This is a genomic window from Pseudomonas lundensis (assembly GCF_001042985.1).
Lineage (GTDB): Bacteria > Pseudomonadota > Gammaproteobacteria > Pseudomonadales > Pseudomonadaceae > Aquipseudomonas > Aquipseudomonas lundensis.
The window spans coordinates 12,946-35,402 of the sequence record NZ_JYKY01000031.1 but is presented as its reverse complement, the minus strand read 5'-3'; the positions used below and the strand labels follow the sequence as shown (position 1 = coordinate 35,402).

The 22,457-nt window shown below is 58.8% G+C and carries 24 protein-coding genes; 11 read left to right on the top strand and 13 right to left on the bottom strand.

Annotated features, from left to right (window positions below; all coding sequences use genetic code 11):
- The first annotated feature begins 18 nt into the window (after positions 1-18).
- Genes TU74_RS19915 through TU74_RS19895 form a run of 5 tightly spaced genes read left to right on the top strand, consistent with a single transcriptional unit; the run spans position 19 to position 4,128 of the window.
- Complete coding sequence (locus tag TU74_RS19915) at positions 19-834, top strand: alkaline phosphatase family protein (RefSeq protein ID WP_048377432.1); 816 nt, start codon at positions 19-21, stop codon at positions 832-834.
- Complete coding sequence (locus tag TU74_RS19910; protein WP_047274205.1) at positions 831-1,667, top strand: ABC transporter permease; 837 nt, start codon at positions 831-833, stop codon at positions 1,665-1,667. The genes TU74_RS19915 and TU74_RS19910 overlap by 4 nt, the downstream gene beginning before the upstream one ends.
- Entirely contained in the window at positions 1,654-2,454 is an 801-nt protein-coding gene (locus tag TU74_RS19905; RefSeq protein WP_047274203.1) for an ABC transporter permease, read from the top strand. The genes TU74_RS19910 and TU74_RS19905 overlap by 14 nt, the downstream gene beginning before the upstream one ends.
- The gene (locus tag TU74_RS19900; RefSeq protein WP_048377431.1) at positions 2,451-3,440 is read left to right on the top strand and encodes an ABC transporter ATP-binding protein; all 990 of its coding nucleotides are present in this window, start codon (positions 2,451-2,453) and stop codon (positions 3,438-3,440) included. The genes TU74_RS19905 and TU74_RS19900 overlap by 4 nt, the downstream gene beginning before the upstream one ends.
- Positions 3,441-3,474: 34 nt before the next feature.
- Entirely contained in the window at positions 3,475-4,128 is a 654-nt protein-coding gene (locus TU74_RS19895) for an HAD family hydrolase (RefSeq protein WP_047282611.1), read from the top strand.
- Positions 4,129-4,173: 45 nt separating this feature from the next.
- On the opposite strand, the gene TU74_RS19890 is transcribed toward TU74_RS19895, so the two are convergent.
- On the bottom strand, positions 4,174-5,136 hold the full coding sequence (locus TU74_RS19890) for a zinc-binding dehydrogenase (RefSeq protein ID WP_047274197.1): 963 nt from the start codon (positions 5,134-5,136) through the stop codon (positions 4,174-4,176).
- 139 nt (positions 5,137-5,275) lie between these two features.
- On the opposite strand from TU74_RS19890, the gene TU74_RS19885 reads away from it, so the two are divergent.
- Positions 5,276-7,357: a carboxy terminal-processing peptidase gene (locus TU74_RS19885; protein ID WP_169838526.1), complete on the top strand. Its 2,082-nt coding sequence runs from the start codon at positions 5,276-5,278 to the stop codon at positions 7,355-7,357.
- A 188-nt stretch (positions 7,358-7,545) separates the two neighbouring features.
- Here the strand turns inward: TU74_RS19885 and TU74_RS19880 are convergent, their stop codons facing one another.
- From TU74_RS19880 to TU74_RS19865, 4 genes are all read right to left on the bottom strand, one after another.
- Complete coding sequence (locus tag TU74_RS19880) at positions 7,546-8,001, bottom strand: SEL1-like repeat protein (RefSeq protein WP_047292714.1); 456 nt, start codon at positions 7,999-8,001, stop codon at positions 7,546-7,548.
- Complete coding sequence (locus TU74_RS19875; protein ID WP_047274192.1) at positions 8,002-8,370, bottom strand: hypothetical protein; 369 nt, start codon at positions 8,368-8,370, stop codon at positions 8,002-8,004.
- Entirely contained in the window at positions 8,367-8,705 is a 339-nt protein-coding gene (locus tag TU74_RS19870; protein WP_048377430.1) for a helix-turn-helix domain-containing protein, read from the bottom strand. The genes TU74_RS19875 and TU74_RS19870 overlap by 4 nt, the downstream gene beginning before the upstream one ends.
- Before the next feature lie 415 nt (positions 8,706-9,120).
- Positions 9,121-9,858: a BamJ family beta-barrel-assembly machinery protein gene (locus tag TU74_RS19865; RefSeq protein WP_047274188.1), complete on the bottom strand. Its 738-nt coding sequence runs from the start codon at positions 9,856-9,858 to the stop codon at positions 9,121-9,123.
- A gap of 266 nt (positions 9,859-10,124) precedes the next feature.
- On the opposite strand from TU74_RS19865, the gene TU74_RS19860 reads away from it, so the two are divergent.
- Together TU74_RS19860 and TU74_RS19855 are read left to right on the top strand one after the other, a co-directional pair.
- A complete protein-coding gene (locus tag TU74_RS19860) occupies positions 10,125-11,939 on the top strand; it encodes a di-heme-cytochrome C peroxidase (protein WP_048377429.1) in 1,815 nt (604 codons plus the stop codon).
- Between the two features lie 40 nt (positions 11,940-11,979).
- Positions 11,980-13,116 (top strand): catalase family protein, encoded by a 1,137-nt coding sequence (locus tag TU74_RS19855; protein ID WP_048377428.1) that lies wholly within the window; start codon positions 11,980-11,982, stop codon positions 13,114-13,116.
- 17 nt (positions 13,117-13,133) lie between these two features.
- Here TU74_RS19855 and TU74_RS19850 read toward each other — a convergent pair whose 3' ends face one another.
- The 5 genes from TU74_RS19850 to TU74_RS19830 form a co-directional block, all read right to left on the bottom strand.
- Positions 13,134-14,486 carry a hypothetical protein gene (locus TU74_RS19850; protein ID WP_048377427.1) on the bottom strand — a complete coding sequence of 451 codons (1,353 nt, stop codon included), beginning with the start codon at positions 14,484-14,486 and terminating at the stop codon, positions 13,134-13,136.
- Positions 14,487-14,647: 161 nt separating this feature from the next.
- Positions 14,648-15,622, bottom strand: coding sequence for an HTH-type transcriptional regulator CysB (cysB, locus tag TU74_RS19845; protein ID WP_048377426.1), 975 nt, complete (start codon positions 15,620-15,622; stop codon positions 14,648-14,650).
- 114 nt (positions 15,623-15,736) lie between these two features.
- Entirely contained in the window at positions 15,737-16,237 is a 501-nt protein-coding gene (locus TU74_RS19840) for a universal stress protein (RefSeq protein WP_047277774.1), read from the bottom strand.
- Positions 16,238-16,320: 83 nt separating this feature from the next.
- Positions 16,321-17,238, bottom strand: a complete 918-nt coding sequence (locus TU74_RS19835) for a 5'-nucleotidase (RefSeq protein ID WP_048377425.1) — start codon at positions 17,236-17,238, stop codon at positions 16,321-16,323.
- 43 nt (positions 17,239-17,281) lie between these two features.
- Complete coding sequence (locus TU74_RS19830; RefSeq protein WP_047281721.1) at positions 17,282-17,668, bottom strand: thioredoxin family protein; 387 nt, start codon at positions 17,666-17,668, stop codon at positions 17,282-17,284.
- Between TU74_RS19830 and TU74_RS19825 the strand changes: the two genes are divergently transcribed.
- Both TU74_RS19825 and TU74_RS19820 read left to right on the top strand, forming a co-directional pair.
- Positions 17,667-18,113 carry a PilZ domain-containing protein gene (locus TU74_RS19825; protein ID WP_048377424.1) on the top strand — a complete coding sequence of 149 codons (447 nt, stop codon included), beginning with the start codon at positions 17,667-17,669 and terminating at the stop codon, positions 18,111-18,113. The genes TU74_RS19830 and TU74_RS19825 overlap by 2 nt on opposite strands.
- Before the next feature lie 131 nt (positions 18,114-18,244).
- On the top strand, positions 18,245-19,321 hold the full coding sequence (locus tag TU74_RS19820; RefSeq protein ID WP_048377439.1) for a 3-deoxy-7-phosphoheptulonate synthase: 1,077 nt from the start codon (positions 18,245-18,247) through the stop codon (positions 19,319-19,321).
- A 57-nt stretch (positions 19,322-19,378) separates the two neighbouring features.
- On the opposite strand, the gene ppk2 is transcribed toward TU74_RS19820, so the two are convergent.
- The 3 genes from ppk2 to TU74_RS19805 form a co-directional block, all read right to left on the bottom strand.
- Positions 19,379-20,548, bottom strand: coding sequence for a polyphosphate kinase 2 (gene ppk2 / locus TU74_RS19815; protein ID WP_047274170.1), 1,170 nt, complete (start codon positions 20,546-20,548; stop codon positions 19,379-19,381).
- Positions 20,549-20,722: 174 nt separating this feature from the next.
- Positions 20,723-21,229, bottom strand: a complete 507-nt coding sequence (locus TU74_RS19810; protein ID WP_047281719.1) for a macro domain-containing protein — start codon at positions 21,227-21,229, stop codon at positions 20,723-20,725.
- A gap of 161 nt (positions 21,230-21,390) precedes the next feature.
- Entirely contained in the window at positions 21,391-21,672 is a 282-nt protein-coding gene (locus TU74_RS19805) for a GNAT family N-acetyltransferase (RefSeq protein WP_047292697.1), read from the bottom strand.
- A 482-nt stretch (positions 21,673-22,154) separates the two neighbouring features.
- Here TU74_RS19805 and oprI point away from each other — a divergent pair, with 482 nt between their 5' ends.
- Positions 22,155-22,406 carry an outer membrane lipoprotei OprI gene (gene oprI / locus TU74_RS19800; protein ID WP_003172710.1) on the top strand — a complete coding sequence of 84 codons (252 nt, stop codon included), beginning with the start codon at positions 22,155-22,157 and terminating at the stop codon, positions 22,404-22,406.
- The last annotated feature ends 51 nt before the right edge of the window (positions 22,407-22,457 follow it).

Genomic DNA, 22,457 nt, shown 5'->3' with positions numbered 1-22,457 from the left:
TCCCTGGTGGAGTCGTACATGAAACACAAGGTCATTCTGGTGGTGCTCGACGGGCTCAACGATGGCGTTGCCCGCCATGCCATGGGGCACTTGCAAGCGTATGCCGCCGCCGGGCGCGCGGCCCTGTACACGCTCACGTGCGAATTGCCCGCCCTGTCACGCCCGCTGTACGAGTGCATCCTGACCGGCGTGCCGCCGATTGACAGCGGCATCGTGCACAACAATGTGTCGCGCCTGTCCCACCAGCGCAGCGTGTTCCACTACGCACGTGAAGCGGGCCTGAGCACGGCCGCGGCGGCCTATCACTGGGTCAGCGAACTGTATAACCGCTCGCCGTTTGTCATCTCCCGCGACCGTCATACCGAAGCACCGGACTTCCCGATCCAGTACGGGCATTTTTACTGGAACGATCATTACCCCGACTCGCACCTGTTCGCTGACGCGGAGCATTTGCGCGTCAAGCATTCGCCTGACTTTCTGTTGGTTCACCCCATGAACATTGATGATGCCGGGCACAAGCATGGTCTGGACTCGTCGCAGTACCGCAACAGTGCGCGCTCGGCCGACATCCTTCTGGCCGACTATCTGCAAGGCTGGCTGGACGCAGGTTATCAGGTGCTGGTGACGGCCGACCACGGCATGAACAACGACCGCTCGCACAACGGTTTGCTGGAGGAGGAACGCCAGGTGCCGCTGTTTGTGCTGGGCGATGCGTTCAGCTTCAACCCCGACGTCGAACCCCGGCAAACCGAGCTGTGCGGCACGGTCTGCGCGTTGCTGGGCGTGGCCCATGACAAGCCGGTGTGCCGCGACCTGCTGAGGCCCGCCGTATGAGTCGAAGCAAAGGGCTGGCGCTGTTGTGTCTGTTGCCGTTCGCGGTGTTTTTTATTGTGTTTCAGATTGCGCCGCTGGTGTGGGTGCTGATCCACAGCGTGCAATCGCAAGACAGCGGCTGGGGCTTGGCCAACTTCAGCAAGATTTTCAGCTCAAAGTTTTACCGACAGGCCATTGAGCACAGCCTGCAGATCAGTTTCTGGTCGAGTGTGTTTGGCATTGTGATCGCGGTGCTCGGCAGTTATTCGCTGCGCAAGGTGGATTCGCGGCTGCGCAATTTCGTCAACGCCTTCGCCAACATGACCAGTAATTTCTCGGGCGTGCCGCTGGCCTTTGCTTTCATCATTTTGCTGGGGTTCAACGGCAGCATCACGATCATGCTCAAACAGGCGGGGATCATCGAAGATTTCAACCTGTACTCCAAAACCGGGCTGATCATTCTGTACACCTATTTCCAGATCCCGCTGGGGGTATTGCTGCTGTACCCCGCCTTCGACGCGCTGCGTGAAGACTGGCGCGAATCGGCTTCGCTGCTGGGCGCCAGCAGTTGGCAATTCTGGCGTTTTATCGGCTTGCCGGTGCTTACCCCCGCCCTGCTCGGCACCTTTGTGATTTTGCTGGCCAACGCCCTGGGCGCATACGCCACGGTGTACGCCCTGACCACCGGCAACTTCAACGTATTGCCGATCCGGATTGCTGCGCTGGTGTCCGGTGATATCAGCCTCGACCCGAACATGGCCAGTGCGCTGGCGGTGATTTTGGTGGGTTTGATGACCCTGGTAACGCTGGTGCATCAGTGGCTGTTGAAGAGGACTTACCATGTCGCGCGCTGAATCCACCTCCGCCAGCCTCTACCACCGCAGCGTGGTCTGGCTGCTGTTCCTGATCCTGCTGCTGCCGCTACTGGGCACGCTGATTTACTCCATCGCCAGCAGTTGGTCGGCCACCGTTATGCCCAGCGGGTTTACGTTCAAGTGGTATGTGCAGTTGTGGGGCGATCCACGGTTCCTTGCAGCGTTCGGGCAGTCGCTGTTGGTGTGCGTGGCGGCACTGGCGCTGTCAGTGGTGCTGATTTTGCCGTTGCTGTTTGTGGTGCATTACCACTTTCCCAAGCTCGACGCGCTGATGAACATTCTGATCCTGTTGCCCTTTGCCGTGCCGCCCGTGGTGTCGTCGGTGGGCCTGCTGCAACTGTATGGCTCCGGCCCCCTGCAAATGGTCGGAACCCCGTGGATTCTGATCGGCTGCTATTTCACGGTGGCCCTGCCGTTCATGTACCGCGCCATCACCAACAACCTGCAGGCGATCAACCTGCGAGACCTGATGGACGCCGCGCAATTGCTGGGTGCCAACACTTGGCAAGCGGCGTTTCTGGTGGTGTTGCCCAACCTGCGCAAAGGCTTGTTGGTGGCACTGCTGCTGTCGTTCTCGTTCCTGTTCGGTGAGTTCGTGTTTGCCAACATTCTGGTGGGCACCCGCTACGAAACCTTGCAAGTGTTCCTCAACAACATGCGCAACAGCAGCGGCCATTTCACCAGCGCACTGGTGATCTCGTATTTCCTCTTTGTATTGGTGCTGACCTGGGTTGCCACCTTATTGAACAAGGACAAAAGCCAATGAGCTTCGTCAGCGTCGAACATCTGCAAAAAAGCTATTCCGGCACGCCCGTGTTCAGCGACATCAATTGCAGCATCGCCCAGGGAGAGTTCGTCACCCTGCTCGGCCCGTCGGGTTGCGGCAAGTCCACCCTGCTGCGCTGCATCGCCGGGCTCACCCCCGTGGATGACGGCAAGATCCTGCTCGACGGTCAGGACATCGTCCCGCTGAGCCCGCAAAAGCGCGGCATTGGCATGGTGTTTCAGAGTTACGCGCTGTTCCCCAACATGACGGTCGAGCAAAACGTGGCCTTTGGCCTGCGCATGCAAAAGGTCAATGCCAATGACAGCCACAAGCGGGCGACAGAGGCGCTGCAACTGGTGGAGCTCAATGACTACGCCAAACGTTACCCGCATCAGTTGTCAGGCGGGCAATGCCAGCGCGTGGCACTGGCGCGCTCGCTGGTCACCCGCCCACGCCTGTTGCTGCTGGACGAGCCGCTGTCTGCCCTGGATGCGCGCATTCGCAAACACTTGCGCGAGCAGATCCGGCAGATCCAGCGCGAACTGAACCTGACCACCATTTTCGTGACCCACGATCAGGAAGAAGCGCTGACGATGAGTGATCGCATCTTCCTGATGAATCAGGGCCGCATCGTCCAGAGCGGTAATGCTCAAACCCTGTACGCGGCCCCGGTGGACGCCTTCGCGGCCGGTTTCATTGGCAACTACAACCTGCTTGACCCCGAGGCCGCCACGCGCCTGTTGCAACGCCCGGTCACCAGCCGCATTGCAATCCGTCCCGAAACGCTCGCTTTAAGCCTGCACGGTGAGCCGGACGCGGTGATCCGCGGCCACAGCTTGTTGGGCAATGTGATTCGCTATCGGGTTGAGGTGCGCGGCGTGGAGTTGATCGTTGACGTACTCAATCGCTCATCCGCGGATTTGCTTGCAGATGGCCAACGGGTTGCCCTGACCATCGATCCGGGCACCCTGTGTGAGGTAGCCTGATGCGCTTCAATTCATTGCAAAGAGAGTGGCGCTGATGGCTTTGGCAATTTTTGATCTGGACGAAACCCTCATTCACGGCGACTGCGCCACCTTGTGGAGCGAACAGATGGGCCGTCTTGGCTGGGTCGATCCCATTTCGTTCATGCAGCGTAACAACGAACTCATGGACGCCTACAGCCGGGGCGAACTGGCTATGGAGACGTACATGGCCTTCAGCCTGGAGCCGATGATCGGTCGTACGCCTGAAGAAGTTGCCCACCTGGTGGGCCCATGGGTCGAGGACCATATCGAGCCCATCATTTTCAGTGATGCCACCCGCACGATCGCTGCCCATCGCCAGGCCGGAGACCGGATTCTGGTGATCTCTGCGTCGGGCACCCATTTGGTCAAGCCGATTGCCGAACGACTGGGCATCGACGAGGTGCTGGGCATTGAGCTGGAGGTCAAGCACGGGGTCTACACGGGCAACACTGTCGGCACGTTGACGTACCGGGAAGGCAAAATCACGCGCTTGCTGGAGTGGCTGGACGCCGAAGAAGAAAATCTGGAAGGGGCGAGTTTTTATTCCGACTCACGCAACGATTTGCCGTTGCTGTTGAAAGTGGATCACCCACACGTGGTCAATCCTGACCCGGTTTTGCGTGAACACGCTGAAAAAGCCGGGTGGCCGATCCACCACTGGAAGTAGGCGAACAAGCCCCTGACCACAAGGGACAGGGGCATGGCCGCCGTTTTAGAGCAGGTCCGGGTCGATCACCAGCACCAGCTTGCCGGACACTTGATTGCCGGCCAGTTCATCAAACGCTGCTTGTGCCTGCTCGATCGGGAAGGTCTTGGCCAGTTGCGGGCTCAAGCGCTTCTCGGTGAACAAAGGCCACACTTGCTGACCCAAATCGCTGAGCAAATCCGCCTTGAACTGGTCATCGCGGCTGCGCAGGGTCGAGCCCAACAGCTGGATGCGCTTGCCCAGTACGAGGGCCAGATCCAGCTCAGCCTTGCGCCCGCCCATCAGACCGATCAGCACCCAGCGACCGTCCTGGGCCAGCAATTGGAGGTTGGACTCCACGTAATTGGCGCCCACCGGGTCCAGTACCACATCGAACGGTCCCAGCGCCTTGAGGCTGTCGAGCCCGTCATTGCGCAAAACGCCACCTTGAGCACCGAGAGACTGGCAGTACGCCAGACGCTCTGCAGACCCCACGCTGACCCAGCACGGGCTGCCAAAGGCTTTACACAATTGAATGGCCGCTGAACCGACGCCACTGGCTCCGGCGTGCAACAGCACTTTTTCACCGGGTTTCAAACCGGCCAGTTGGAACAGGTTCAACCAGGCGGTGCTGTACACCTCGGGCAAGGCCGCGGCTTCGACCAGCGACAGACCTTCGGGCACCGGTAAAGCGTGGCGCGCATCCACCACAACCTCTTCAGCCATGCCGCCGCCGGCCAGCAGCGCGCACACACGGTCACCCACTTGCCACGACGATCCGGGGCCGACTTCACTGATCACGCCCGAGCATTCCAGGCCCAACACCTGGCTGGCGCCGGGCGGGGGTGGATAGAGCCCCGCACGCTGTAAAAGATCGGCGCGGTTAAGCCCCGCTGCCGCCACACGAATCCGAATTTGCCCTGCATCGCAGGTGGGACTTGGCTCTTCAACCCACTTCACATGACCTTCAACGCCTTGCAATGCTTTCACAGTGCCTCCATAGTGAGTCCGGACTGAGCCCGGCGCTGAAGCACCGGGCTTTTTGCATTATGCGACCGGTCCTTGATGGAACCGGCGACTTCAAAGACGGCCTAATATGCGTTATCAATTGCCCCCGCGTCGAATCAGCATGAAGCATTTATTCCCTAGCACCGCACTTGCCCTATTCATTGGCCTCAGCGTTTTGCCGCTCTCGGCCAATACATTCGCCGCTAACAGTTGGGATAACCTTCAGCCCGATCGTGATGAGGTAATTGCCAGTCTTAACGTTGTTGAGCTGCTCAAACGCCATCATTACAGCAAGCCGCCACTGGATGACGCACGTTCCGTGATCATCTATGACAGCTACCTGAAACTGCTCGACCCCTCGCGCAGTTATTTCCTGGCCAGCGATATTGCCGAATTCGACAAATGGAAAACCCAATTTGACGATTTCCTCAAAAGCGGCGACCTCAACCCCGGCTTCACGATCTACAAGCGCTACCTGGACCGGGTCAAATCGCGTCTGGACTTCGCCCTTGCCGAACTGAACAAGGGGGTCGACTCGTTCGACTTCAATGCCAAAGAGACCCTGGAGGTCGACCGCAAGGACGCCCCATGGCTCAAGACCGAAGCCGAACTCAACGACCTGTGGCGCAAACGTCTGAAGGACGAAGTGCTACGCCTGAAAATCGCCGGCAAAGAGCCCGCGAAAATCCAGGAACTGCTGACCAAGCGCTACAAGAACCAACTGTCGCGCCTTGACCAGACCCGTAGCGAAGACATCTTCCAGGCATATATCAACACCTTCGCCATGTCTTACGACCCGCACACCAATTACCTGTCGCCCGATAACGCGGAAAACTTTGACATCAACATGAGCCTGTCGCTGGAAGGCATTGGCGCCGTGTTGCAAAGCGATAACGACCAAGTGAAAGTCGTGCGTCTGGTGCCGGCAGGCCCAGCGGACAAGACCAAGCAGGTGGCCCCGGCGGACAAGATCATCGGCGTTGCCCAGGGCGACAAAGAGATGGTCGACGTGATCGGCTGGCGTCTGGATGAAGTGGTCAAGTTGATTCGCGGCCCTAAAGGCTCGGTGGTGCGTCTGGAAGTGATTCCGGCCAGCAATGCGCCGAATGACCAGACCAGCAAAGTGGTGTCCATCACCCGCGAAGCCGTGAAGCTGGAAGAACAGGCGGCCAAGAAGTCGATCCTGAACCTGAAACAGGACGGCAAGAACTACAAGCTGGGCGTGATTGAAATTCCGGCCTTCTACCTGGACTTCAAGGCATTCCGTGCCGGTGACCCGAATTACAAGAGCACCACCCGCGACGTCAAGAAACTGCTGACCGAGTTGCAGAAAGAAAAAGTCGATGGCGTGATTATCGACCTGCGCAACAACGGCGGCGGTTCGTTGCAGGAAGCGACGGAGCTGACCAGCCTGTTTATCGACAAAGGGCCGACCGTGCTGGTGCGTAACGCGGACGGCAAGGTAGACGTGCTGGAAGACGAAAATCCGGGCGCCTTCTACAAAGGCCCGATGGCGTTGTTGGTCAACCGCCTGTCGGCTTCGGCCTCGGAGATTTTTGCTGGCGCCATGCAGGATTACCACCGTGCACTGATCATCGGCGGCCAGACCTTCGGCAAAGGCACCGTGCAGACCATTCAACCGCTCAACCATGGTGAACTGAAACTGACACTGGCCAAGTTCTATCGGGTTTCCGGCCAGAGCACGCAGCATCAGGGCGTTCTGCCTGACGTCGCGTTCCCGTCGATCATCGACACCAAGGAAATCGGTGAAAGCGCCCTGCCTGAAGCCATGCCATGGGACACCATCCGCCCGGCAATCAAGCCTGCGGTCGACCCGTTCAAGCCGTTCATTGCCAAGCTCAAGGCGGACCATGAAGCGCGCACGGCCAAGGATGCAGAATTCATCTTTATCCGTGACAAGCTGGCGCTGGCTGACAAGCTGATGAACGAGAAGACCGTCAGCCTCAATGAAGCCGAGCGCCGCGCGCAGCACGCCGACATTGAAGCCAAGCAACTGGCGATGGAAAACGCCCGTCGTCAGGCCAAAGGCGAAGCACCGCTCAAGGAAATGAAAAAAGAAGACGAAGACGCGCTGCCGGTCGAGCCTGAAAAGACCAAACCGGAAGATGACGCCTACCTGAGCGAGACCGGGCGCATCTTGCTCGACTACCTCAAGCTCAATGGTCAGGTGGCCACCCGCTAACGACGCACGCGTGTCGTGGCGCAGTGGCAGCGCACGATCGGGATCAGCCGTTAAAGCCGATCCCGATCTCAGCCTGGTTTCTGATCCACCCCGGCACGGGCGTTTGATCGGGAACAGCCGTGTTGTTCACTGACCAAAAAGGGCGGGCCGCGCAAAGCGGTCCGCCCTTTTTTTGTCACGTCGGGGGCTTAACGCAACCCGGCCCGATAATGCTGAGCCTGTTCGGGATCGGCTTGCACCCCCGCAGCACCTTGCTCGTACAGCGCCGCCAGTTTGATCGGCGCCAGCGGGTGGCCTGCCTTGACCGCCATTGTCCACCAGCGAACGGCTTCAGCGGCGTCAGGGGCTTTGCTCACACTTCCCGCGAGGCTGAACACACCTACTTGGTACGCGGCCTTGCCATCGCCCGCCAGACCCGCCAGGCGCAACAGGCGCACGCCCTCCTCCTTGGCCCCCAGCCCTTGCCCACGAAACGCCAGAATGTGCCCATAGAAGCTCTGGGCATCGGCATCACCCAGGTTGGCCATGCGCGCGAACTGGCCTTCCATCCAGCGCCATAACCGTGGCTGGCGAACACACCAGCGCCAGTGAAACAACTTGCGCGCCAGCCAGTAGCTTAAGCGCGCCTTGAGTCGCCACATCACTCAGGCTTCCTCATGTTCGTAAACATGTTCAAAGACCCGAACCACTTCAGCGGCATGCCAGGAAGCAGCTGCAATACCGTCAGGCGGCCCGCTGAAACGGCCGAGCCGCTCTGCGCATTCGAAAAAACCGGTACGGGGCAAACGGCTCGCCCCCTGGCTGATGACCAATGAACTGCGCATCGGCTGTTCCGCTTTGGTGTCCAGCGCGGCCAGATGCTCAAGTGCGGCGGTCAGGGTCAACATGGCCGGGCTGGGCAATTGCAAACGCTCCAGCAAGGCCCGATAGGTCACCAGGTGCCGCTGGCGGCGGGCCTGATCGAGTTCTGCCAGCAAAGCGTCCCAATGTTGACGACTGATGCGTACGCTCATGACGCGTCCCTCCAGCCGGTGATCCCCAACTCCCAGCCAAGGCTGCGGCTGATGGCGCTGTCCGGCGTGCGCTCACCCCGTTCGATCATGCTCAGGTAAGACGGGCTGATACCGACCGTGCGCGCCAGCGTGTCGAGCGCCAGGCCTTTTGCTTCCCGCAAGCTTCGCAGTTGATCAAGCCCTGGCAGCGTGTGCTCAGGAACAGGCGCATCTGGCGCCTCGGCGGGTGCTGGCTGCTGGCTCATACCCGCGGCCTTGAGCAGTGCCTGATAGCTTTCCCATGACAGAACCGCGTATTCGGGTTCCCCGTTGCGCTTGATAATTTGAAGATCCATTACTAAACCCCGTCAGACTTTTAAATAAATCGAGTCGGAACTTTCCCTAGAAGCTTAATCCTAACAGCCGCTAAGGTCTTGGGGGTTTTTGATGTGAGGTCAGATAAACCTACGACCGGCGAGGAAAACGGGGCGGGGCGCTGCAAATGTTATCCACACAAATTGTGGATAACCTTGTGAACAGAGCTGATTTCGATCCCTGAAAGCCCCGTTCCATAAGGGCTGCGCTCAGATCGGGCATTTTTTACACACATAAAAAAACCCATAAATTCATTGACTTGGCAGCCGAGTGGCACTAGCAACCCGCACACAGCGCTTTGGGGATGTTCCGATCAGAGGTCAAACAGAGCGTAGGAAATGAACTACAGAAACGAAAACGCCCCGTCGAGACGGGGCGCTATGTGCTGCAACTCGCTTACTTGCTGGCAGGTGCTTGCGGGGCAACTTCCTGATCAGCGCTGGCCGGGTCTTTGATACCCAGCAGCTCCAGGTCGAACACCAGCACCGAGTTGGCTGGAATGGCCGGGCTTGGGCTCTGCGCGCCGTAAGCCAGTTCGCTAGGAATGTAGAGCTTGTACTTCTCGCCAACGTGCATCAGTTGCAGGCCTTCAACCCAACCCGGAATCACGCCGCTCACTGGCAGATCAATCGGGCTGCCACGCTCAACCGAGCTGTCGAACACTTTGCCGTCGATCAGTTTGCCTTCGTAGTGAACCGTCACCACGTCGGTCGCTTTTGGCTGTGGGCCATCGGCTTTCTTGATCACTTCGTATTGCAGGCCAGAAGCGGTGGTGGTGACACCGGCTTTCTTGCCATTTTCTTCGAGGAATTTTTTGCCAGCTGCCGAGGCTTCTTCGCTCATTTTGGTCAGACGCTCTTCAGCACGCTTTTGCAGTGCGGAGAAGGCTTCGATCAGCTCGTCATCTTTAAGTTTTTGCTCTTTCTTGCCAACGGCATCTTCGATGCCCAGGGCGACGGCTTTGGAATCCAGATCATCCATGCCTTCTTGAGCCAGGCTTTTGCCCATGTTCAGGCCGATGCCATAAGAAGCTTTTTGTGCCGGAGTTTTCAGCTCTACGCTGGTCTGCGAATCGCAACCCGCCAGTACCAGGCCTACCAGAGCCACAGCTGCCGCCAACCGATGCTGTTTCATGCTATTTCCTTGTTCATGCGCCAAATGGGCAATCGAATAAAGCCGCGAGCTTATCAGGCGGCCGCGACCAATGGCTACCGGCATGAGAGCCACAAAACGATCAGAAGTTCACGCCTAAAAGACAATTCATAATCGCTGCAACTTTTGTTAACACTTAAGACGGTCTGTCAAGGCGGATGCCTATTTTTCAGCAGGAACTAATGGCTACTTGATGCCAGCCACTCTGTAAGGCATAAGACGGTAAAAAATTGACAAGGAGCGTGACTGTGCGTCTGTTTTACCGTGTTCTGCTAATCCTGCTGGCGGCCGTGGCGGGGTTGATTGCCGTGGTGGTCTATTTCACCGCCCATCCACACTTACCGGCCTATCAGCCACCGCAGCAGCTGCATTACCTGGATCAATGGAGCCCGGCAGACCGCCAGACTTATTACTACACGCCCCAAGGCACTCAAGTGAAAGGCTTGCGCTACAACTGGTTCAGCGCGTTGGAGTTGCCGTTTTCGCAGCAACCTTTTGCCGCGCCCGAGTACTTGGCGCGCTTCGGCTTTCTGGTCGACCCTCAACAAAAAGCCAGTGCTGCCAACCCCGGCAATTTGCCTGTGGGGTTTACCCGTCACAGCAATCCCGGCAGCACGGTTGAGTACCTCGACATCACCTGCGCCGCCTGCCACACCGGCGAATTGCGTTATCAAGGGCAAGCCCTGCGCGTAGATGGCGCCCCGGCCCAGCACGTGCTGCCTTCAAGCGTGCCGACCCTGCGCGGTGGCAGCTTCGGCCAGGCCTTGGTGGCCAGCCTGGCCGCCACCTATTACAACCCGTGGAAATTCGAGCGGTTCGCCCACGCCGTGCTGGGCGATGACTATCAAGCGCAGCACAAACAGTTGCGCCGCGAATTCAAAACCGCGCTGGACACTTTCCTCGCCGTGGCCTGGAATGACACCCATCGCGGCCTCTACCCCACCCTGGAAGGCCCCGGCCGTACCGACGCCTTCGGCCGTATTGCCAATGCCAGTTTTGGCGACGCGATTTCCCCTGACAACTACCGCGTCGCCAATGCGCCGGTCGATTACCCGCACCTGTGGGACATGTGGACATTCGACTGGGTGCAGTGGACCGCATCGGCCAAGCAACCCATGGCACGCAACATCGGTGAGGCCCTGGGTGTCGGCGCCACCCTGAACTTTTTCGACAGCCACGGCCAGCCTTTGCAAGGGGATGCGCGCTACCCCTCCAGTGTGCGGGTGCATGACTTGCACCTGATCGAAGAAACCCTGCAAAAGCTCAAACCGCCCGTGTGGCCTGAAGCACTCTTCGGCCAGATCGACCGCCCGCTGGCCGCCAAAGGGCGCGCCCTGTTCACGGAAAACTGCGCCGGGTGTCACGTGCCGCAGGTCAAGGACGAAGCAGGCCGTCGCGTGCAACAGCTGACCGTCATTGCACTGGACGTGATCGGCACGGACCCCAATACCGCCAATAACATCGCCGATAACCGCTATGACGTCAGCGCCCTGCAATGGGACCCGGCCGAGTTGGCGAAGATGAACGTGACGCTGTTTCCCCACAGCGATGAACCGCTGGACTTGCATCAACTGTCCGTTGCCAAGGGGCTGGCGTACATCACCGCCTTTGTTGAAAAGCATGCGTACGACGCCGCCGGGCTCAGCCCGCAGGAACAGGATCGCCTCAATGGTTACGGGCTGCCGATTGCCGTGCAGGAAGTGCGCGCATACAAGGCGCGGCCGCTGGACGGGATCTGGGCCACAGCGCCGTATTTGCACAACGGCTCGGTGCCCACGCTGTATCAATTGCTGTCGCCTCAGTCCGAGCGCGACGAAACGTTTTACCGCGGCACGTTTGAGTACGATCCACGCCATCTGGGTTATCGCACTGAAGCCTTTGACGGGGGCTTTGTGCTCGACACCCGCATCAGCGGCAACCACAACAGCGGCCATGAGTTTCGGGCCGGGCCGCAGGGCAACGGGGTCATCGGGCGCTTTCTGCAACCTGAAGAGCGCTGGGCCTTGCTGGAGTACCTGAAAGTCCTCGGCAGCCCGCTCGAACAACAGGTGCCCGCACTGTGAAAAGGCCATTCCAACGCACGGTAACTGAAAGGATCTTTGCATGCTGACCACTCTTTGGATGCGCCTGGGCTCATGGCTGGGCAAGCTGCTGCTGGCACTCATAGCGCTGGGGTTGATCGGCTGGGCATTGGCCAGCGGCTGGTATGCCTGGCAACACCGCGGGCCGGTGTCCACGCAAGAGGAAATCCCGACCGGCGAAGCCGCGATGACCCGGGATACGATTCAGACCGCCCTCAAAATTGTCGATCAGCACCGGGAAAACACCCGCTACCTGCGCGATGCTCACGCCAAGGCACATGGTTGCGTCAACGCCGAGGTTGAGGTGTTGAGCGACCTAGATCCGGCCTTGCGTCAGGGTGTCTTCGCCGAACCGGGCAAGACCTGGCACGCCGTGATGCGCCTGTCCAACGGCAACGCCTACCCGCAATTTGACAGCATTCGCGATGCCCGGGGGATGGCCATCAAACTGCTGGACGTCCCGGGCACTCAACTGATGCCCAGTCAACAAGGCCGCACCGAACAGGATTTTGTGATGTTCAACCATCCCAACTTCTTCGTCAGTGATGTGGCCGAGTACCGACAAAACATCGGGGCGCAGGCTGACGGCAAAAAGGTCATGGCGTTCTTCCCATCGTGGAACCCGAAAGACTGGCAAGTTCGCCATTTGTTCATTGCCTTGGCGACGTTGTCACCGGCGCCGGCCAGCCCGACGCAGACCACCTATTTTTCGGTCTCGCCTTACAAGTTTGGCAGCGTGAACGCTAAGTTCCGGGTAGCCCCGGACCCTGAGCGATGCCCGGCTTACACGCTGCCCGAGCAGAATCAGGCGCTGCCCAATTTCTTGCGCCAGGCGCTGACCCGGCAACTGTCGACTGACCGTGTACCGGCGTGTTTTGTGTTGCAAATCCAGCGTCAGAACGCCAATCGCTACATGCCGATTGAAGACACCAGCATCGAGTGGCAAACGTCCGATGCACCGTTCGAGACCGTCGCGCTCATCAACGTACCGGCTCAGGACTTTGACACCCCGCGCCAGAACCTGACGTGCGACAACCTGTCCTTCAACCCCTGGCACGGGATCGAGGCGCATCGGCCGATTGGCGGCATTAACCGATTGCGCAAGGCCGTGTATGAGTCGGTCAGTGAATACCGTCATTCGCGCAACGCCGAACAATAAAGGCCAACAGGCCCGTCTCAGGCAGACGGGCTTTGCCCCTGATCCGTAAGCACCAAAAAGGGCTGCCAGCGCTCGGTCACCCGACCTTTGCGCGTCCACACCGTGTCAGTCACCAACACCTCCAACACAGCCCCCTGGGCCACATGCCGGACATAATCGGCGGCACTCAGAACACCGAGACTGAGCAAGTGCTCGAAGTCGCTGACTTCACCTTCGCGCCGGGTCACGCTGGCAATCAAGGCGCGGTCGATGCCCTCTGGCAACCGGCGATACGACAACAAGGCCCCTTGTGGCGCCGAAAAATAGATTTTGTGGCCCATCGCGTTTTGCATCAGCCAAAAACCCATGCACACGTTATCCGGCGAAAAACAGTTGTTCATGAGTAAGCGCTGGCTGGCCGGCACAGGCACGCCAGCGTCATCAGCCGAGTGATACACCGCCACCACCCGATAGCCGGCAGGCAGCAGAGGCGCACCTGAGCGCTCTCTGCCATAGGCGTGCGGGCGGTCGTATCGTTCGAACGCGGCAATGTGAGGCCGTGTGCTGACAAAGCGCGAGTGTTCCGCGTGCTTGAGAATAAAGCCCACCCGTTGAACCCTTTCGCCTTTTGGAATCTGGGCATGGGCCAGTCTGGCGGCGGCGTTAGCGGTTGCCGCGACCGGCCCGCACAGAGGCGGCCGGTCATCAACCTGCGTGTCAATGACCTGGCCGGTTCGCCAATCGCCGGTTATGCGAGCGCGTCGACGCCAGAAAGTACCGGGGCACACCACACTCAATTCCCCGGCCAGATACACCATCGCCAAAAAATTGCTCGGCAGCAGCACATTCTCGGCATCTGATTGTTCAAGGTGCCCTCGCGGGCCCGGATGGACCAACCTGAACACAGGCATCAAGGCGCGCTCCAGCTGCGAATCGCTGGAGACGTAGCACAGCAGGCTGCCATCGGGATTGGATAAGTAGAAACGTCCGTAATTGTGGCGAAATGAAATGGCCGTACGCAGATCCATCATGGAGAAGAAGTTGTCTTGCAGGGCTCGCTCTTCATCACTGAGGTTCAGCGGGTGCGCGAAAACAGTGTGTGAGTGATAAAGCCCTTCAATGGCATAGCCTTCAGGCGGCAAAATATCGCCATTTTCTCCCGGCGACAGCACGTCTGCGGGCCGGAAGAGAATGCCATCACTGCTCTGCGGGATAGTCGCAAAGTACTGATGGTCTTTGCTCAAAATAAAGCCGCCGTACTCCTCTTCGCGTTGATCGCCAATTAAATCGTGGGCATACACCGCCGCATCGTCTGCGCTGATAAACGCAGGACTCAGGGTGGGAACAAGCGTTGAGTAAGGGCGGGGGGTGTCGAGGGTGGAGTCGTCCATAAGGGGGTCCTTGAGGTCGCGTGGGGGGTTGAGCCGACTTGGTTCAACGGGCCATCACGCAACAGTGTCAAGGTCATTCCCGGTGCCAGGGCGTTACAGGGTTACTACCCGGCAAACGCCCCCTTAATACGTACCCCGCTTGCCGGGGCAGGTATCGAGCCTCAGTGCACAGGCAATTCGACGCCTTCGAACAGGTCTTCAAGTTCTTGCTTGTTATGGCACTGGATCGCTTTGGCCATCACTTCGCGGGTCAGGTGCGGGGCGAATTTTTCGATGAAGTCACACATGAAACCGCGCAAGAACGTGCCCCGACGAAAACCGATTTTGGTAATGCTCGCCTCGAACAGCTCGCTGGCATCCAGCACCACCAAATCTTTATCAAGGTTGGTGTCGACGGCCATCTTGGCCACGATGCCAACCCCCAGCCCGAGTCGCACATAGGTTTTGATGACGTCGGCGTCGGCGGCCGTGAACACCACTTTTGGCGTAAGGCCACGATGGCTGAACGCCTCGTCGAGCTTCGAGCGGCCGGTGAAGCCAAACACGTAGGTCACGATCGGGTATTCGGCCAGCGCTTCAAGGGTCAGCTTGGGCAATTTGGTCAGCGGATGCCCTTGGGGCACCACGACGCAACGGTTCCAGCGATAGCACGGCATCATCACCAGGTCGCCGAACAGTTCGAGGGCTTCGGTGGCAATGGCGAAATCAACGGTGCCATCGGCTGCCATCTCGGCGATCTGCATCGGCGAGCCCTGATGCATGTGCAAGGACACGTCCGGGTATTGCTTGATGAAGTTGCTGATAACCGGCGGCAAGGCATAACGCGCCTGGGTGTGGGTGGTCGCAATCGACAGGGTGCCTTTTTTCTCGTTGGAGAATTCCTGAGCGATTTGCTTGATGCTTTCGACCTTGCGCAGGATCTCGCCGGCCGTGGTGATAATGCGCTCGCCGGCCGGCGTGACGCGGGTCAAGTGCTTGCCGCTGCGGGCAAACACTTCGACGCCCAATTCGTCTTCAAGCAAGCGGATCTGTTTGCTGATACCCGGCTGTGAGGTGTAAAGGCTCTGCGCAGTGGCGGAAACGTTGAGGTCGTGGTGCGCCACTTCCCAGATGTAGCGCAATTGTTGAAGCTTCATATGCATCCCTCAAAGCAATTAGACGCCAAGGGTATCGGCGGCGATATATAACTATATGGAAGGTCAGAAGAAGAAATCTAGAACTTTTTTATCGTTATCAAGCCTGCAAGCGTCTTAACCCTCCGTGCGACGACGGCGCTGCAGCAGCGGCACCAGATACACCGGCATGCGTGCCAGCTCAATCACCCGCGCCGCCGTGCGTCCCAAGTGGCTGAGCCCGCCCGAAGGCTGGCCGTGACTGCCGAGGATCAACAGGTCAACCGCCAGGCTGTCGGACTGCTGCAAAATCACGTGCGCAGGCTCGCCCTGAATCACCTTGACCGAGCGAATCAGGGCCAGTTCCTGCCCGCCTTCGCCCAGCTCATCGCGCAGACTTTGCAACACCCGTCCCTCAATGTTCGACAGCATGGTGCTCATGCCCTGCTGGTGCAGCGCACTGAACGCCTCTTCATCGAGATAACTCTGCAACACCGACTCCGCGAACAGCCCCATCGGCTCCACGGCATGCACCACATACAAGTCCGCACGGAAGGTACGCGCCAGCCCCAAGGCGTGCTGCATCACCAGTGGCGCATAAATACCGAGGTCATTGGCAAACAGTATCGAGCGAATCATGCGACCTCCCCCGACTCAATGAGTGGCCGAGATGGATTCAGCTTAGCAGCGCCAAGGGAAGTGCGAGGGCTATCACCGTGCTGTCAGTCGGCAGGCAAATCCTGCCGTTCGTTGCTGATACCGTGGGGCACATGCCCGGTTGCTACGACGTGGCGGGCGCGCTCGCAGTGACCGGCCTGATCGTCGAAAAACACGTCGGCCGCGAACGCTTCGAGAAAGGCCGACTTGTCCAGGCCGCCCAGAAACAGCGACTCATCCAGCCGGATATCCCAGTCACGCAGGGTGCGAATCACCCGCTCATGGGCGGGTGCCGAACGCGCCGTCACCAGTGCGGTACGAATCGGGCAGGCGTCGTCCGGGAACTCACGCTGCAACAGGTTCAGCGCCTCCAGGAACCCTTTGAAGGGACCGCCGCGCAAGGGGCTGCGCGCCGATTCACGCTCCAGGGATTGAAACGCTTCAATGCCGCCCGACTGATACACGCGCTCGGCTTCGTCGGAAAACAGCACCGCATCACCGTCGAACGCTATGCGCAGTTCTTTGTTTTCAGCCCGCCGCGTGCCCCCGGACAGGATCGTCGCGGCCGCAAAACCGGCATCCAGCGCACTGCGGACATCGTCGGCGTGGGTCGATAAAAACAGGTCGCAGCCAAAGGCATTGAGATAAGGATGCGGGTTACGTCCCCCGGAGAAGGCCGCTCGTGAAATCGCCAGCCCGTAATGCTGGATCGAATTGAAGACCCTCAAGCCCGTATCGGCACTGTTGCGCGAGACCAGCACCACTTCTACCCGCTCGCGGCCGAGGGTGGCGTTGAAGCTCAATAACTTTTGCACCAGCGCAAAAGCCTCCCCCGGCGCCAGCACTTCATCTTCGTGTTCAATCTGGTACTGGCGATACGCCTCAATACCGTGGGCCAGATACACCTCATGGCTCGCACTCAGATCGAACAGGGCGCGAGACGAGATCGCCAGCACCAACTTGCCTTTCAAGCCTTTATTCATGTCGCCTCCGCTGGCAGTGCATGGGGGGGGGTGGACGACCGGGTCAAGGCAGTTCGTCCGGTTCCGTCATCAAGGCCAGCCGGATGTGATGCGCCAGCTCGCCTTCACTCAAACGCGATTTCAACTCGCCATAAAACTGGCCGTCACGCACCACCAGCAGGGTCGGCAAATGGAAAATCCCATAACGCTGCACCAACCCGCCGTTGTCACCCGCATCGATCCAGCACAGCCGGTCAATGGGCAGCGTCATCGCAGGCAGCCTGTGCCGGGCGACACGGCAGCTCGAACACCCGACGCTGGTGAAGATCACCAGCGATGTACCGGGCAGCGCCAGCAGGTGCTGGTCCGCATCAAAATCTGTCAGTTCCATTTCACCCACTATACTGAGGCAAACAATATCAAAGTGCTGGCACTTGGAGTGTGCATTCATGGGTCGTTTTTTACCTCACCCAGATGATATCCCCGCTGAGATTACGCCCCGCAAACACCCCGCCCTTTCACGCCACAAGCTGCACTCTATCAGCCTTGGCGGCGTTTCATGCAACAGCGACCGAGGCTGGAAGCATGGAGCGGCCGTTGACATTCACATGCCCACCCTGGGCGAGGATGCGCATTACCAAGGCTATATCGCGTGGTGTGAAAAACGTGAACAGGGCTACCGCGTGGGCATTGCCTTCACCGATGCCCAAACACTGTTTGGTGCCCGCATGGGGGAACAGGTGTGCCAGATCGAACACTTTTACCGCTTGCAGCGACTACAAAACCCGCAGGTGGACAACCTGCAAGCGCTGGCACTGGAATGGATCAGCCTGAACGCCGTGGACTTCTCACAAGCCACTCTGGAGCGCGCGCTGGCCCAGCCGGCACTGGATTAAACCTGCGCGTGCCCATTGTCGGATAACCGCTTTACGCGTTAAGGTTCGGCTCCCCGTTGCGCTCAATCATGCTGTGCTCCGCCGCACGGGGATCGCTGGCGGCCAGCACCCGTGACCTGACGAGTAACACGATGGCTGATTTACCGATCGACGACCTAAACGTTGCCTCCAACGAAACCCTGATCACACCCGAACAGCTCAAGCGCGAGATGCCTCTGCGTGAAACTGCTTTGCAGACTGTGACCAAGGGCCGTGAGGTGATTCGCAACATCCTGGATGGCAAAGACCATCGACTGTTCGTTGTCATCGGGCCTTGCTCGATCCACGATATCAAGGCTGCCCACGAATACGCCGAGCGCCTCAAGGCCCTCGCCGCTGAAGTCAGCGATACGCTGTACCTGGTCATGCGGGTGTACTTTGAAAAGCCCCGCACCACCGTCGGCTGGAAAGGCCTGATCAACGACCCGTACCTGGATGACTCGTTCAAGATCGAAGACGGTCTGCACATCGGGCGCAAACTGCTGCTGGACCTGGCTGAAATGGGCCTGCCGACCGCAACTGAAGCGCTGGACCCGATCTCCCCGCAGTACCTGCAAGACCTGATCAGCTGGTCGGCCATTGGTGCGCGTACCACCGAATCGCAAACCCACCGTGAGATGGCTTCGGGCCTGTCTTCGGCCGTCGGCTTCAAGAACGGCACCGATGGCGGCCTGACGGTGGCGATCAACGCGTTGCAGTCGGTTTCCAGCCCGCACCGCTTTTTGGGCATCAACCAGGAAGGCGGTGTCTCGATTGTCACCACCAAAGGCAACGCGTACGGCCACGTCGTGCTGCGCGGCGGCAACGGCAAGCCGAACTACGATTCAGTGAGTGTCGCCTTGTGCGAGCAAGCGCTGAACAAAGCGAACATCCGCCCGAACATCATGGTCGATTGCAGCCACGCCAACTCCAACAAAGACCCGGCCTTGCAGCCACTGGTCATGGAAAACGTGGCCAACCAGATCGCCGAAGGCAATCAGTCGATTATCGGCCTGATGGTCGAAAGCCATCTGAACTGGGGCTGCCAGGCCATTCCTAAAAACCTCGAAGACTTGCAGTACGGCGTGTCGATTACCGATGCGTGCATCGACTGGGCAAGCACCGAGAGCACCCTGCGCAGCATGCGGACCAAGCTTAAGGATGTACTGCCAAACCGTGCTCGCGGCTAAGCACAGCCACGGTTGAACCTGCAGGAGCGCGCCCGCTCCTGCAGGGGTTTTACAGCGCTACAGCGGAATCGAAGCCCGGCGTTCGCCGCGCTCATACACCACGTTGGCGCGCCCCACGATCAAAGGATCGAGCGCCCCGATACCTTTCAAATCCTTGTCGGCATACGGCAGCTTGTGCAGCACATAGCGCATGGCGCTCAGCCGCGCGCGTTTCTTGCAATTGGACTTGATCACCGTCCAGGGCGCATCCGAGGTATCGGTGTAGGAGAACATGCCTTCCTTGGCCTTGGTGTAGTCGTCCCACTTGTCCAGCGACGCCAGATCGATCGGGCTGAGTTTCCAGTGCTTGAGCGGATGTTTCTCGCGCTCCTTGAAGCGTCGACGTTGCTCGTCGCGGCTGACTGAAAACCAGAACTTGATCAGGTGAACGTTACTGCGCACCAGCATGCGCTCGAAATCCGGGGTCTGGCGCATGAACTCAAGGTATTCATCGTCCGAACAGAAGCCCATCACGCGCTCAACACCCGCGCGGTTATACCAGCTCCGGTCAAACATCACGATTTCGCCGGCTGTGGGCAAATGCTGAACATAGCGCTGGAAATACCACTGGCCGCGTTCCACTTCGCTGGGTTTTTCCAGGGCGACAATCCGCGCACCCCGTGGGTTGAGGTGCTCCATAAAGCGCTTGATCGATCCGCCCTTGCCCGCCGCATCTCGCCCTTCGAACAGAATGACGACCTTCTGACCGGTTTCCTTGACCCACGCCTGTAGCTTGAGCAGCTCAACTTGCAGGCGATATTTCTCGCGCTCGTAGTTACGCCGCGACATCAGGTTCTTGTAGGGGTAGTTGCCTTTGCGCCAGTCCGGTGCCAATTGATCGTCCGGGTGCAGGGGACGCTGGTGGAAAACCGACTCGCTTTCCTGGCTGAGCAATGCGTTGCGCAACACCACCGCATCGTCGGGAGACATGCCCGACATCAAGGTGCCCAAGGTCTGGATAAGGCCCTGTGTATCGCCCTGCGGAATCTGCTGCAGGATGTCTTTGACCGCCGCACTGGTGGCCGCCTGGCGCGACTGAATTTTGTCTTCGACTACATGCCGCTGAAGTTGCGCAGGGCTTTGCGTCGGTGCGACATCACCGGACTGTGTGCGGCGTGGGCGGGAGGTACGTGCCGCTTTTTTGGCTGCGGGCTTTACGGAGGCAGTGCGAGTGACCACATCGGTCATGAGATTTCCTTAAATGAACGGCGGATGATTCAAATAAATACAGCATCTGTCGCCCGACCGCCTAGACACAGATCAACCCCCCCTCGATCACCCTTGCAGCAAACGCAGACACCCCGCGAGAACGAAGGACTCGCGGGGTGCAGGGGGTGCGTTTTATACGGGGGTGCGGCGGATCTAACCCAGTTGCTCGTCCGCTTTCACACCCTTGCGATACACCTCATACACGATGACATCAGCGTTGAGTTCGCCCAGGTGCTTTTCAATCAATGGCTTGACGTCGTGCCATTCCAGCCCGCCGACGCCCGTGGCCAACCGCGGTAGCGCCACACTTTTAATGTGTTCGTCAGCCACATACCGGGCCAGTTCGCGCAAAGCATGCCCTACGTTTTTCAGGGTTGCCTTGCCGGGCTTGGCCGCATGACCGGTATGCAACGAATCCTGAGTCAACAGGTTCACAATGCTGCGCACTGCGCCCTTGTCATCAACCCCTGACCAGCACCAGATTTCACCGGGCTGTGGGGCCTTGCTGTGGGCGGCGTGACGATAATCCGCCACCAAGGATGGCCAACGCTCGCGCAGAGCCAGCGCCAGGCCGGTATCGAAAGGATCCTGAGGCGCAATGCCGTGAGCAATCACCTGCGCTTGACTCAGTAAAATGTCGCCTTCGACTTCACGGATCATATGCGTTCTCTCCACAGTCATTAACCCGGGCTCGGCAACGCGCCGCCCCCGCCTGATTCCAGACTAAGCGAGGGGGTCAGTGATCACGTTGATTCAGGTCAATAGCGGCAAGAGCGGCGTCGGGCAACGCCCGGGGCGGGCAGACGGCGAGCAGTAAAGGGTCAGATTTTGGCTTGAGCGCGCTTGTGACGCTCCATGTAACGCTCGACGTAAGAGCATGAAGGAATCACGTCATAGCCCATCTTCTCGGCGTAATCGAGGGCTTCTTCGGTCAATGCAGCGGCAATTCCACGGCCACGCAGGGCGTTCGGAACAAAGGTGCGGTAGATATCCAGAGTCTGCTTTCCCAGATCCATGTAGGTCAGGTAAGCACGATGACCGTCGACAGTGGTCTCAAACTGGTGACCTGCCTGGTCATGGTGGATGGACAACGCCTCGCTCATCATTACTCCTCGCGGGTCTTGAACCGTGACCCCTACCTTACTGTTGTTTGTCGGCCGAGGGAACCACTGGGCACCAGGTTTGCACCTCGCGCAATAGCAAGACGCCAGCCTGTGTAAAGAGTAGTCAAACTCGGCATAAACGCTCGGTGCACGCGACGTGGCCGGAGCATCTTTCGCCCAGCCTCGTGCCAGACCATTGAACATTTTGCGCAATGTGGAAGCTATGACGTGACTCCGGCACTAAAGTCACTTGAAACCTGATGACCTGTCCCCAAATAGGGCGATGTGCTTAGTGCGTCAAACCGACTGTTTTACAAGCACAATCTGTTAAAGCTAGCCCATGGCCAGTCATTACCAATTATTTTTTTTGGTTCTTGCGCTAGGTCAGTTTACTTACTACAAGTAATGGGTAGTATGTACGCCGGCTGTTTCCTCATGTTGAAGGAGCAGCTTCAATTAGAAAGTCCTTGAAGGGGAACACGATGAACAACGTTCTGAAATTCTCTGCTCTGGCATTGGCCGCAGTTCTGGCTACCGGTTGCAGCAGCGTATCTAAAGAAACTGAAGCCCGTCTGACTGCAACTGAAGATGCAGCAGCACGTTCCCAGGCTCGTGCTGACGAAGCCTACCGTAAAGCTGACGAAGCGCTGGCTGCTGCTCAAAAAGCACAACAGACTGCTGATGAAGCAAACGAACGTGCTCTGCGCATGCTTGAAAAAGCAAGCCGCAAGTAATAGTCCTTCGGGGCTGTTACCAACCGACCCATTTTATGGGTCGGTTTTTTT

Coding starts and splice junctions, on each gene's coding strand:
- TU74_RS19830 (WP_047281721.1), bottom strand. CDS start 17,668: ATGAATGCACACTCCAAGTGCCAGCACTTTGATATTGTTTGCCTCAGT.
- TU74_RS19840 (WP_047277774.1), bottom strand. CDS start 16,237: ATGATTCGCTCGATACTGTTTGCCAATGACCTCGGTATTTATGCGCCA.
- TU74_RS19905 (WP_047274203.1), top strand. CDS start 1,654: ATGTCGCGCGCTGAATCCACCTCCGCCAGCCTCTACCACCGCAGCGTG.
- TU74_RS19855 (WP_048377428.1), top strand. CDS start 11,980: ATGCTGACCACTCTTTGGATGCGCCTGGGCTCATGGCTGGGCAAGCTG.
- TU74_RS19820 (WP_048377439.1), top strand. CDS start 18,245: ATGGCTGATTTACCGATCGACGACCTAAACGTTGCCTCCAACGAAACC.
- TU74_RS19865 (WP_047274188.1), bottom strand. CDS start 9,858: ATGAAACAGCATCGGTTGGCGGCAGCTGTGGCTCTGGTAGGCCTGGTA.
- oprI (WP_003172710.1), top strand. CDS start 22,155: ATGAACAACGTTCTGAAATTCTCTGCTCTGGCATTGGCCGCAGTTCTG.
- TU74_RS19910 (WP_047274205.1), top strand. CDS start 831: ATGAGTCGAAGCAAAGGGCTGGCGCTGTTGTGTCTGTTGCCGTTCGCG.
- TU74_RS19870 (WP_048377430.1), bottom strand. CDS start 8,705: ATGGATCTTCAAATTATCAAGCGCAACGGGGAACCCGAATACGCGGTT.
- TU74_RS19835 (WP_048377425.1), bottom strand. CDS start 17,238: ATGAATAAAGGCTTGAAAGGCAAGTTGGTGCTGGCGATCTCGTCTCGC.
- cysB (WP_048377426.1), bottom strand. CDS start 15,622: ATGAAGCTTCAACAATTGCGCTACATCTGGGAAGTGGCGCACCACGAC.
- TU74_RS19810 (WP_047281719.1), bottom strand. CDS start 21,229: ATGATCCGTGAAGTCGAAGGCGACATTTTACTGAGTCAAGCGCAGGTG.
- TU74_RS19895 (WP_047282611.1), top strand. CDS start 3,475: ATGGCTTTGGCAATTTTTGATCTGGACGAAACCCTCATTCACGGCGAC.
- TU74_RS19805 (WP_047292697.1), bottom strand. CDS start 21,672: ATGAGCGAGGCGTTGTCCATCCACCATGACCAGGCAGGTCACCAGTTT.
- TU74_RS19850 (WP_048377427.1), bottom strand. CDS start 14,486: ATGGACGACTCCACCCTCGACACCCCCCGCCCTTACTCAACGCTTGTT.
- TU74_RS19875 (WP_047274192.1), bottom strand. CDS start 8,370: ATGAGCGTACGCATCAGTCGTCAACATTGGGACGCTTTGCTGGCAGAA.
- TU74_RS19915 (WP_048377432.1), top strand. CDS start 19: ATGAAACACAAGGTCATTCTGGTGGTGCTCGACGGGCTCAACGATGGC.
- TU74_RS19825 (WP_048377424.1), top strand. CDS start 17,667: ATGGGTCGTTTTTTACCTCACCCAGATGATATCCCCGCTGAGATTACG.
- TU74_RS19900 (WP_048377431.1), top strand. CDS start 2,451: ATGAGCTTCGTCAGCGTCGAACATCTGCAAAAAAGCTATTCCGGCACG.
- ppk2 (WP_047274170.1), bottom strand. CDS start 20,548: ATGACCGATGTGGTCACTCGCACTGCCTCCGTAAAGCCCGCAGCCAAA.
- TU74_RS19885 (WP_169838526.1), top strand. CDS start 5,276: ATGAAGCATTTATTCCCTAGCACCGCACTTGCCCTATTCATTGGCCTC.